Annotated in this window: 11 protein-coding genes and 1 pseudogene; 11 read left to right on the plus strand and 1 reads right to left on the minus strand. The window is 68.6% G+C overall.

What is annotated here, in order from left to right:
* The 10 genes and pseudogenes from AC07OD_RS20395 to AC07OD_RS20440 all read left to right on the plus strand — a co-directional run bounded on the left by AC07OD_RS20395 (position 1) and on the right by AC07OD_RS20440 (position 8,605).
* Positions 1-1,119, plus strand: a complete 1,119-nt coding sequence (locus AC07OD_RS20395) for a carbon-phosphorus lyase complex subunit (protein ID WP_492254507.1) — start codon at positions 1-3, stop codon at positions 1,117-1,119.
* Entirely contained in the window at positions 1,116-2,030 is a 915-nt protein-coding gene (locus tag AC07OD_RS20400; RefSeq protein WP_494597900.1) for an alpha-D-ribose 1-methylphosphonate 5-phosphate C-P-lyase PhnJ, read from the plus strand. The genes AC07OD_RS20395 and AC07OD_RS20400 overlap by 4 nt, the downstream gene beginning before the upstream one ends.
* A complete protein-coding gene (locus AC07OD_RS20405; protein WP_494597901.1) occupies positions 2,027-2,485 on the plus strand; it encodes a GNAT family N-acetyltransferase in 459 nt (152 codons plus the stop codon). Before AC07OD_RS20400 ends, AC07OD_RS20405 begins: the two co-directional genes overlap by 4 nt.
* A gap of 5 nt (positions 2,486-2,490) precedes the next feature.
* Positions 2,491-3,282 (plus strand): phosphonate C-P lyase system protein PhnK, encoded by a 792-nt coding sequence (phnK, locus tag AC07OD_RS20410; RefSeq protein ID WP_369641264.1) that lies wholly within the window; start codon positions 2,491-2,493, stop codon positions 3,280-3,282.
* A complete protein-coding gene (gene phnL / locus AC07OD_RS20415) occupies positions 3,279-4,010 on the plus strand; it encodes a phosphonate C-P lyase system protein PhnL (protein ID WP_492245648.1) in 732 nt (243 codons plus the stop codon). The genes phnK and phnL overlap by 4 nt, the downstream gene beginning before the upstream one ends.
* Positions 4,007-5,164: an alpha-D-ribose 1-methylphosphonate 5-triphosphate diphosphatase gene (locus AC07OD_RS20420; protein ID WP_494597902.1), complete on the plus strand. Its 1,158-nt coding sequence runs from the start codon at positions 4,007-4,009 to the stop codon at positions 5,162-5,164. The genes phnL and AC07OD_RS20420 overlap by 4 nt, the downstream gene beginning before the upstream one ends.
* Positions 5,165-5,256: 92 nt before the next feature.
* Positions 5,257-6,120, plus strand: a complete 864-nt coding sequence (phnC, locus tag AC07OD_RS20425; protein WP_218341415.1) for a phosphonate ABC transporter ATP-binding protein — start codon at positions 5,257-5,259, stop codon at positions 6,118-6,120.
* Between the two features lie 80 nt (positions 6,121-6,200).
* The gene (gene phnD, locus AC07OD_RS20430) at positions 6,201-7,151 is read left to right on the plus strand and encodes a phosphonate ABC transporter substrate-binding protein (protein WP_492245647.1); all 951 of its coding nucleotides are present in this window, start codon (positions 6,201-6,203) and stop codon (positions 7,149-7,151) included.
* 37 nt (positions 7,152-7,188) lie between these two features.
* A complete protein-coding gene (gene phnE, locus AC07OD_RS20435) occupies positions 7,189-7,995 on the plus strand; it encodes a phosphonate ABC transporter, permease protein PhnE (RefSeq protein WP_218297250.1) in 807 nt (268 codons plus the stop codon).
* Positions 7,996-8,009: 14 nt separating this feature from the next.
* Positions 8,010-8,605 (plus strand): annotated as a pseudogene (locus tag AC07OD_RS20440) (phosphonate degradation HD-domain oxygenase).
* Between the two features lie 30 nt (positions 8,606-8,635).
* On the opposite strand, the gene AC07OD_RS20445 reads toward AC07OD_RS20440, so the two are convergent.
* On the minus strand, positions 8,636-9,100 hold the full coding sequence (locus AC07OD_RS20445) for an Lrp/AsnC family transcriptional regulator (RefSeq protein ID WP_218341419.1): 465 nt from the start codon (positions 9,098-9,100) through the stop codon (positions 8,636-8,638).
* A gap of 97 nt (positions 9,101-9,197) precedes the next feature.
* Between AC07OD_RS20445 and AC07OD_RS20450 the strand changes: the two genes are divergently transcribed.
* On the plus strand, positions 9,198-10,145 hold the full coding sequence (locus AC07OD_RS20450) for an EamA family transporter (protein ID WP_494597903.1): 948 nt from the start codon (positions 9,198-9,200) through the stop codon (positions 10,143-10,145).
* Positions 10,146-10,668: the final 523 nt, after the last annotated feature.

Genomic DNA, 10,668 nt, shown 5'->3' on the forward strand with positions numbered 1-10,668 from the left:
ATGTACGTTGCCGTCAAGGGCGGGGAAACCGCCATCCTCAACAGCTACCGCCTGCTGGCCGAGCAGCGCCGGGGCGACACGGCCGAGCCCGAGCTCTCGGTGGCGCAGATCCGCGCGCAGCTCAAGCTGGCCGTGGACCGCGTGATGACCGAAGGCTCGGTCTACGATCCCGAGCTCGCGGCCCTGGCCATCAAGCAGGCGGCGGGCGACCTGGTGGAAGCCATCTTCCTGCTGCGCGCCTACCGCGCCACCTTGCCGCGCCTGGGCACCACCTTGCCGCTGGACACTGCGCGCATGGCGCTCACCCGGCGCATCTCGGCCACTTTCAAGGACCTGCCCGGGGGCCAGGTGCTCGGCCCCACCTACGACTACACCCAGCGCCTGCTCGACTTCACGCTGCTGGCCCGGGGCGATGCACCGGCTGCCGTAGCGGCCGCCCCCGCACCTTTGAGCGATGCGCCCGCCACCACACCGCGCGTGGTGGACCTGCTCAACCAGGAAGGGCTGATCGAGACCCGCCCCATCCCCGAAGGCGATCCGGCCCCCGCCGACCTGACGCGCGAGCCGCTGCGCTTTCCGGCCAACCGGGCCACGCGCCTGCAGAACCTGGCGCGCGGCGACGAAGGCTTCCTGCTAGCCATGGCGTATTCCACGCAGCGCGGCTACGCGCACTCGCACCCCTTCGTGGGGGAGCTGCGCCTGGGCACGGTGGCCGTGGAGATCGTGCCCGAGGAACTGGGCTTTGCCATCTCCATCGGCGACATGGAGATCACCGAATGCGAGATGGTCAACCAGTTCGCGGGCAGCAAGCAGCAGCCGCCGCAGTTCACGCGCGGCTACGGCCTGGCCTTCGGCCACAGCGAGCGCAAGGCCATGGCCATGAGTCTGGTGGACCGCGCCCTGCGCGCCGACGAGCTGGGCGAGCCGGTGGAGTCGCCCGCGCAGATGCAGGAGTTCGTGCTCTCGCACAGCGACAGCCTGGAAGCCTCGGGCTTCGTGCAGCACCTGAAGCTGCCGCACTACGTGGACTTCCAGTCCGAGCTGGAGCTGGTGCGCCGCATGCGCGCCACTGCGGCGTCCCACCCCTCCGAAGAAACCACCCTGGGAGACGACGCATGAACGCGCCCCACGAGCCCGCGCTGATGGGCCTGCCCGCCGATGCCGCGCCCACCGACGGCCACTTCAACTTCGCCTACCTCGATGAGCGCACCAAGCGCATGATCCGCCGGGCCATCCTCAAGGCCGTGGCCATCCCGGGCTACCAGGTGCCCTTCGGCTCGCGCGAGATGCCGCTGCCCTATGGCTGGGGCACGGGCGGCATCCAGGTCACGGCGGCCATCATCGGGCCTGACGACTGCCTCAAGGTCATCGACCAGGGCTCGGACGACACGGTCAACGCCGTCAACATCCGCCGCTTCTTCGAGCGCACCACGGGCGTGGCCACCACCACGCGCACCACCGAGGCCACACTGATCCAGACGCGACACCGCATCCCCGAGACGCCGCTGGCGGAGGGTCAGGTCCTCGTCTACCAAGTGCCGGTGCCCGAACCCATGCAGCGCCTGGAGCCGCGCGAGACCGAGACACGCACCCTGCACGGCCTGGCCGAGTACGGGCTCATGCACGTCAAGCTCTACGAGGACATCGCGCGCTACGGCCACATCGCCACCACCTACGACTACCCGGTGCTGGTCAATGGCCGCTATGTGATGGCGCCGTCGCCCATCCCCAAGTTCGACAACCCCAAGATGCACATGAACCCGGCGCTGCAGCTCTTCGGCGCGGGCCGCGAAAAGCGCATCTACGCCGTGCCGCCCTACACGCCGGTGGAAAGCCTGGGCTTCGAGGACCACCCCTTCGAGGTGCAGCGCTGGGACTGCGGCTGCGCCCTGTGCGGCGCCACGGACAGCTTCCTCGACGAGGTCATCACCGACGACCAGGGCACGCGCATGCATGTGTGCTCCGACTCCGACTACTGCCAGGAGCGCCAGGCCGCGGCGGTAGCCGCGTCCGAAGGGGAGCCCGCATGAGCACCGTGATCCTGCGCGAAGCCACCGAGGCCGATCTCGACGAGGTGCTGGCCCTATACCAGGGCATCGAGGACAGCCCCGAGCACGTGCTCACGCTGGAGGACGCCCGGGCCATGCTGGTGCAGTTCAGCACCTACCCGAGCTACCGGCTGTGGGTGGCCTGCGAGAGCACCGGGTCGGGCGCCGACGTGGTCGGCACCTACACCCTGCTGGTCATGCACAACCTGGCCCACCGGGGCGCGCCTTCGGCCGTCGTCGAGGACGTGGTGGTGGCCGCCGACCGCAAGGGCCAGGGCATCGGTCGCCAGATGATGGCCCACGCCGTGCAGCAGGCGCGCGAGGCCGGTTGCTACAAGCTGGCCCTGTCGTCCCACCGCAAGCGCAGCGATGCGCATGCCTTCTACGAATCCCTGGGCTTTGCGCAGCACGGCCTGAGCTTCTCCATCGAACCCTGATCGCCATGGACGCCACCCTTTCATCCCCCACCCCCCTGCTCAGCGTGCGCGGCATCGGCAAGCGCTACGGCCAGCGCGTCGCGCTGCAGGACGCGTCGTTCGACCTGTGGCCCGGCGAGGTGCTGGCCGTGGTCGGCGAGTCCGGCTCGGGCAAGTCCACCCTGCTCAACGCCGTGGCCGCGCGCAGCCGGCCCGATGCGGGCAGCGTGCAGTTCCAGGGCCGCGATGGCAGCCTGCAGGACGTGCTCGGCATGAGCGAGGCGCAGCAGCGGCTGCTGGCCCGCACGGACTGGGGCTTCGTGCACCAGAACGCGGCCGACGGCCTGCGCATGGACGTGTCGGCCGGCGCCAATGTGGGCGAGCGCCTCATGGGCCTGGGCGAGCGCCACTACGGCCGCCTGCGCGCCACCGCCACCGAATGGCTGCAGCGCGTGGAGATCGATGCCAGCCGCATCGACGACGCGCCGCGCGCCTTCTCGGGCGGCATGCGCCAGCGCCTGCAGATCGCGCGCAACCTGGTCACCCAGCCGCGCCTGGTGTTCATGGACGAACCCACCTCGGGCCTGGACGTGTCGGTGCAGGCGCGCCTGCTGGACCTGTTGCGCCAGCTCACGCGGCAGATGCAGCTGGCCGCCATCGTGGTCACGCATGACCTGGCCGTGGCCCGCCTGCTGGCGCACCGCATGGTGGTGATGCAGCGCGGCCGCGTGGTCGAGTCGGGCCTGACCGACCAGGTGCTCGACGACCCGCAGCACCCCTACACCCAGCTCCTCGTTTCCTCGGTACTGCAACCATGATGATGAACACCCACCCACCCATCCTGGAGCTCAAGGGCGTGGCCAAGCGCTTCACCCTGCACCACCAGAACGGCATCGAGCTGCCCGTGCTCGGCAACGTGGACCTCACCGTTGGCGCGGGCGAATGCGTGGTGCTCGACGGCCCCTCGGGCATGGGCAAGAGCACGCTGCTGAAAATGATCTACGCCAACTACCGCGCCAACGCAGGCAGCATCACCGTGCAGCCCGCCAGCGGCCCGGCGGTGGACGTGACCCAGGCCAGCCCGCGCGCGCTGGTGCAACTGCGCCGCGACACCGTGGGCTACGTGAGCCAGTTCCTGCGCGTGATCCCTCGCGTGAGCGCGCTCGACGTGGTGGCCGAGCCCCTGGCCGAAGACGCGGGCGACGACATCCACGCACTGGAAGCCGCGCGCGAGACCGCTCGCCAGTGGCTCACCCGCCTGCGCATCCCCGAGCGCCTGTGGCACCTGCCGCCCGCCACCTTCTCGGGCGGCGAGCAGCAGCGCATCAACATCGCGCGCAACATGATCAAGCCCAAGCCCCTCTTGCTGCTCGACGAGCCCACGGCATCGCTCGACGCCGCCAACACCGACACGGTGATCGCCCTGATCGGCGAGGCGGTGGCGCGCGGCGCCGCCCTGGTCGGCATCTTCCACGACGCGCACGTGGGCGCCGCCGTCGCCACGCGCCGCGTGAACGTGGCTGACTTCCGCGGGGTGGCCGCATGAGCGCTGCTGCGGTCTTTCACAACGCTCGCATGGTGCTGCCCGGCGAGGTGGTGCAGGGCTCGCTCTCGGTGCAGGGCGGGCGCATAGCCGCCCTGGCCTCGGGCGGCACCACCGCGCTGCAGGGCATCGACCTCGGGGGCGACTACCTGCTGCCCGGTCTGGTGGAGGTGCACACCGACAACTTCGAGCGCCACCTGATGCCGCGCCCGAAGGTGCAGTGGGCCGAGATGCCGGCGCTGCTGGCGCACGATGCCGAGATCGCCGCCGCCGGCATCACCACCGTGCTCGACGCCCTGGGCGTGGGCGAGGCCGACGTGGACAGCCTGCGCGGCAGCGCCTGGAACCGCGTGCTCGACACCATCGACACCTGCACCGAGCGCAACCTGCTGCGCGCCGACCACCACCTGCACGTGCGCTGCGAGCTGCCCGCGCCCAACACCATCGCCCTGTTCGGCCCCTTCCAGGGCCACCCGCGGCTGTCGCTGATCTCGCTGATGGACCACACCCCCGGCCAGCGCCAGTGGGAGAACATCGAGCAGGCGCGCACCTACTACACCGGCAAGAAGGGCTGGAGCAGCGAGAAGTTCGAGCGCCAGGTGCAGCATGCGGCCACCCTGCAGGCGCAGTACGCCGAGCCGCACCGTGCCTACTTCGTGGACTACTGCCGCACCCATGGCATCGCCTTGGCCAGTCACGACGACACCACGGTGGCGCACGTCGAGCAGGCCCATGCCGAAGGCGCGGGCATGTCCGAGTTCCCGACCACGCTGGCGGCGGCAAGGGCAGCGCGCGAGCGCGGCCTGCTCACCGTGATGGGCGGGCCCAACGTGGTGCGCGGCGGCTCGCATTCGGGCAACGTGGCGGCGGCCGACCTGGCACGCCAGGGCCTGCTGGACATCCTCTCGTCGGACTACGTGCCGGGCAGCCTGCTGAGCGCGGTGATGCGCCTCGTCCATGACGGCATCCTCACGCTGCCCGAGGCCGTGGCCACCGTCACGCGCAACCCGGCGCGCGCGTCGGGCATGCACGACCGGGGCGAGCTCACGCCCGGCCTGCGCGCCGACCTGGTCCAGGTGCACATGGCCGAGCTGCCCGATGGCTCACAGCAGGCCGTGGTGCGCGGTGTCTGGCGCGAAGGGCAGCGCGTGCTCTGAACGTAGCCTGACATGCAAATTTCCCGCAACTGTCAAGGCACTGTCACAGCCGCCTTCCACACTGCATTTGTATAGACGACTTGGAATCCGCCATGCCCATTGCCCTGCGCATCGAACAACTGAACAAGCATTTCGCCAACGGCAAGCACGCGCTGCGCGACATCGACCTCACGGTGCATGCCGGCGAGATGGTGGCGCTGATCGGCGCCTCGGGCTCGGGCAAGTCCACGCTGCTGCGCCATGTGGCCGGCCTGGTGGTGGCCGATGGCGACAGCCGCTCGCTGATCGAGGTCGATGGCCGCTGCGTGCAGCAGGGCGGGCGCATCCATCGCGATATCCGCAAGGTGCGCTCGCAGGTGGGCTTCGTGTTCCAGCAGTTCAACCTGGTGGACCGCCTGCCGGTGATGATGAATGTGCTGGTGGGCCTGCTGCACCGCACGCCCCCATGGCGCGGCTGGTTGCGCGTGTTCCGCCCGCATGAGCGCGCCCTGGCGCTCGAGGCCCTGGCCCGCGTGGGGATCGCCGACTGCCATGCGCAGCGTGCGTCCACTCTCTCGGGTGGGCAGCAGCAGCGTGCGGCCATTGCGCGCACCCTGGTGCAGGGCGCGAGGGTGGTGCTGGCCGACGAGCCCATCGCTTCGCTGGACCCCGAATCCTCGCGCAAGGTCATGGACATCCTGGCGCGCATCAACCGCGAGGACGGCAGCACCGTCATCGTCTCGCTGCACCAGGTGGACGTGGCCATCAAGTACTGCTCCCGCGTGGTCGCGCTGCACCAGGGCCGTGTGGTCTACGACGGCCCCTCGGCCGCCCTCACACCCGCCCTGCTGCGCGAGCTGTATGGCGTGCAGGCCGACGAGATCCTGGGCGCCACCTTGCCCCTGGCCGTGGTGCCCGCACCGGCGCAGGCGCCGACCCCCGGCTGGGCCGCACAGCCGCTGGCGCAGGCTGCCTGAGGCCTGCCCGCCGTCCCCTGTCTCTTCGCCCTTCGTTTTTTTCCTTTCTCCCCTCCCGCTTTCACCTTCCGGAGCCTTCCATGATCAAGAAATTCTGCGCAACCCTGGCCCTTGGCCTGGGCCTGACCACGGGCGTCCTCGCCCAGGACGCCATCAACTTCGGCATGATCTCGACCGAAGCCTCGCAGAACCTCAAGGCCGACTGGCAGCCCCTGCTGGACGACATGGCCAAGCAGACGGGCCTGAAGATCAACGCCTTCTTCGCGTCTGACTATGCGGGCCTCATCGAAGCCATGCGTTTCAACAAGATGCAGGTGGCATGGCTGGGCAACAAGTCGGCCATGGAGGCGGTGGACCGCGCCAATGGTGAAGTGTTCGCGCAGATGGTCAACGCCGATGGCACGCAGGGCTACTACTCGCACCTCATCGTGCACAAGGACAGCCCCCTGGCTTCGCTGGACGACGTGCTCAAGAACGGCAAGTCGCTGAGCTTCGGCAACGGCGACCCCAACTCCACCTCGGGTTTCCTGGTGCCCGGCTACTACGCCTTCGCGCAGAACAAGGTCGACGCCAAGACGCACTTCAAGATCGCGCGCAGCGCCAACCATGAGACCAACGCCCTGGCCGTGGCCAACAAGCAGGTCGACGTGGCCACCAACAACAGCGAAAACCTCGAGAAGCTCAAGGAGCGCCAGCCCGAGAAGTTCAAGGACATCAAGGTCATCTGGACATCGCCCCTGATTCCGCTCGACCCCATGGTGATCCGCAAGGACCTGCCCGAGCCGCTCAAGGCCAAGATCAAGGACTTCTTCTACAACTACGCCAAGACCGATGCGCGCGAGAAGGAGATCGTCATGAAGATCTCCAAGCTCTCGGGCTTCAAGCCATCCACCAATGCGCAGCTCACGCCCATTCGCCAGCTCGACCTGTTCGGCAAGCGCAACAAGATCGAGGCCGATGCCACGCTGGCCGACGCCGACAAGAAGACCCGCCTGGCCGAGATCGACCAGCAGCTGGCGTCCCTGAAGTAAACACGCAAGCACGCAACGCATCCGGCCAGCCCCCACCATGTCTTCCGCATTGACCCCTTCGCTCGCGACCCTGGCGAGCACCGCCGCGCCCAAGCGCAGCCTCGCCTGGTACCTCTCCTGGGGCATCCTGCTGGTGGTGCTGGCCGCATCCTGGAAGGGCGCCGACATGCGCCCGCTCGACCTCGTCAAGGACTCGGGCAACATGGCCCAGTACGCGGCCGAGTTCTTTCCGCCCAATTTCTCGCAGTGGCAGATCTACGTGCAGGAGATGCTGGTCACGTTGCAGATCGCGCTGTGGGGCACGGCGCTCGCGGTGGTCACCGCCGTGCCGCTGGCGCTGCTGGCCTCGTCCAACATCGCGCCGTGGTGGGTGAACCAGCCGGTGCGCCGCGTGCTCGACGCCTTCCGTGCCATCAACGAGATGGTGTTCGCCATGCTCTTCGTGGTGGCGGTGGGCCTGGGCCCGTTCGCGGGGGTGCTGGCGCTGTGGATCCACACCACGGGCACGCTGGCCAAGCTGTTCTCCGAGGCGGTCGAGGCCATCGATCCGCAGCCCGTGGAGGGCATCCGCTCCACCGGCGCGAGCGCGCTGCACGAGATCATCTACGGCGTGATCCCGCAGGTGATCCCGCTGTGGATTTCCTACACCCTCTACCGCTTCGAGGCCAACGTGCGTTCTGCCTCGGTGGTGGGCATGGTGGGGGCCGGCGGCATTGGCGTGGTGCTGTGGGAGATCATCCGCGGCTTCCAGTACGCCGAGACCTGCGCGGTGATGCTCATCATCGTGGTCACCGTGAGCGCGATCGACGTGGTGTCGGCGCGCATCCGCAAGGCCCTGGTCTGACACAGGGGCGCACCGTGGCATTGAGCCTTGAAGACATCGCCCACCTGCTGGCCACCCGGGGCATCCATCAGTACGGCCGCGAGGCCGTCAGCCAGCTGGAGCACGCGCTGCAGTGCGCGCAATGGGCAGAGAAATCCGGCGAGACCCCCGCCACGGTGGTGGCCGCCCTGCTGCATGACCTGGGGCACCTGCTGGCGCCCGGTGGCGATGCGACCGCACAGGACGACCTGCACCAGTACATGGCCCTCCCGTTCCTGCGCGGCCTGCTGCCCGATGCGGTGCTGGAGCCCATCCGCCTGCACGTGGACGCCAAGCGCTACCTGTGCACCCTGGAGCCGGGCTACCGGGAGACGCTCTCGCCCGCGTCGCGGCACAGCCTGGCCCTGCAGGGGGGCCTTTCACGGCGCAGGAGGCGATGCGCTTCGAAGCCCTGCCTTTTGCCCAGGAGGCCATTCGCCTGCGCCGCTACGACGACCATGCCAAGGTGCCTGGCCTGCCGACGCCGGCCCTGGAGCACTATGTGGCGCTGATGGGCCGTGTGGCCCATGCGCCTGCCCAGGCAAAGTCTGTGGCCTACCCGTACCGCTGCTCGGCCGCGTGGGTGCGCTGACCTGGCGGGTGGGCCGGACAGTGTCCCGCGTCAGGGCGGGGCCTTGCCGCTGCCCATCCACCCCAGGTCCAGCGGCCGGTCCTCGAACTCGGTGTTGAGCACCACGGTGCTGGTGGTGCGCGCCACCCCCGCGATGGCCTTGATTTCGTAGATCACGTCTTCCAGCGCGCGCGCGTGGGTGGTGCGCACCTTGGCCAGAAAGTCATACTCGCCCGCCACGCTGTGCAGTTCTTCCACCTGCGGCATCGCGCGCAGGCGCGGCGCCACGTCGCGGCAGTGGATGCCGCCATCGTTGCGGATGGCCACGAACGCCGTGAAGTTCAGGCCCACGCGCTCGGGGTCCACGCTGATCGAAAAACGGCGGATCACGCCCTTGTCCAGCAGCTTCTTCACCCGTTCGTGCACCGCGGCGGTGGACAGCCCCACCTCGGCGCCCACATCGGCATAGGAACGTCGGCCATCCGCACCCAATGCCGAAATAATTCTGGCGTCCATGTCATCTGTCTGAATATTTGCTTGCATAGCCGCCTGATTTTGGTAAAAATTCCGAAAACCTCGCGGTTTCCATAAATTATTCGGTAAGGTGAAGAATATGCCGGCGATTTTCAATGCGCAAGCCCGCCCACAGCGCACCTGGGCGGTGGCCGTGGCCCTGCTGCTGGTCTATGTGGTGTGGGGCACCACCTATTTCGCCATCGGCATCGCGCTGCAGACCATGCCGCCGCTGTTCATGAGCGCCATCCGTTTTCTGTGCGCGGGCGGCGTGATGCTGCTGGTGGCCCTGTGGCAAGGGCATGCGCTGCCCACGGCCGCGCAGTGGCGCAATTCGGCCATCGTCGGCGCCCTCATGGTCTTCCTCGCGATGAACCTCGTGGGCTTTGCGCAGAAGCTGGGCATCGGCTCCGGCCTCATGGCCACCGTGGTCACCACCATGCCCATGTGGCTGGCGCTGTGGACGCACTGGGGCGGCGAACGCGTGCCGGCCACCAGCTGGATCGGCCTGGCGCTGGGCGTGGTGGGCGCACTGCTGCTGGCGATGGAGGGCGACTTTTCCGCCACCTGGCTGGGGGCCGCGCTGGCCTTTGGCGCGCCGCTGTGCTGGAGTGTGGGCTCGTACGCATCGCGCAAGCTGTCGCTGCCCGCGCCGGCCATGGCGGCTGCGGCGCAGTGGCTGGTGGGCGGCGCGATGGGACTGGTGGCCGCGTTGTGCTTCGAGCCCGTGAGCGCGCTGGGGCAGGTGAGCGCCCGGTCGTGGGCGGCGTGGGTGTACCTGCTGGTCTTTGGCACGCTGGTGGCGCTCAATGCGTACCTGTGGCTGCTGCAGAACACGTCGGCCGCGCTGGCGGGGAGCTATTCGTTCGTGAATCCGGCGGTGGCGTTGCTGGTGGGGGTGGCGCTGGGGGGGGAGTTGCTGACGGGGTGGGTGTTTGCGGCGTTGCCTTTGATTGGGGCGGCGCTGGTGTTGATTTTGTATGGCAAGGCGTTGCAGGGGTGGTGGGTGGCGCGGAGGGCGTCGTGGGTGGGGTATCGGGCTGGATAGTTGGCTGGGTAGTGGGGTTGGTTGTTGCCTGTTGGTTTGTAGTTGGTGGTGTGCCTCGGTTGAGCGCGGAGGCCGGGGTGTGCGCCCGGCGGCGCAGTGACTTTCTTTTGCTTCGCCAAAAGAAAGTCACCAAAGAAAAGGCGACCCTGCTGTCTGCGACCCCTTCGCTTCGCTGCGGGGCAACCTGGGGTGCTCGGTCACGGGGTGCACCGCAGAACTCGCTGCGCGCCGTTGGCGCTCCGCTCGGACAACTGCGGTGAGTCAGTTCACGAAGAATGTGTGTCCTTCGGCACACATGCCACCCCGCGCCCTGCGCGCCCCAGGCGCATCCAGAAGGGAACCCACAAATCGGACATCCCTTCGGGCCATCGCTGCGCTCGGCCCCATCTCGCGGGCGCAAGCGCCACGCGCTGCGCAGGCGTGGCCAAGCGCAGCGATGGCCCGTATGGCTGTTTGGCTGTTCGCTCCCCACCCCCATCTGGCTGCGCCTGCGGCGGGGCGGTTGCGGGGTGAGCATGGGCGT

The organism is Acidovorax sp. GW821-FHT10E03 (assembly GCF_059415205.1).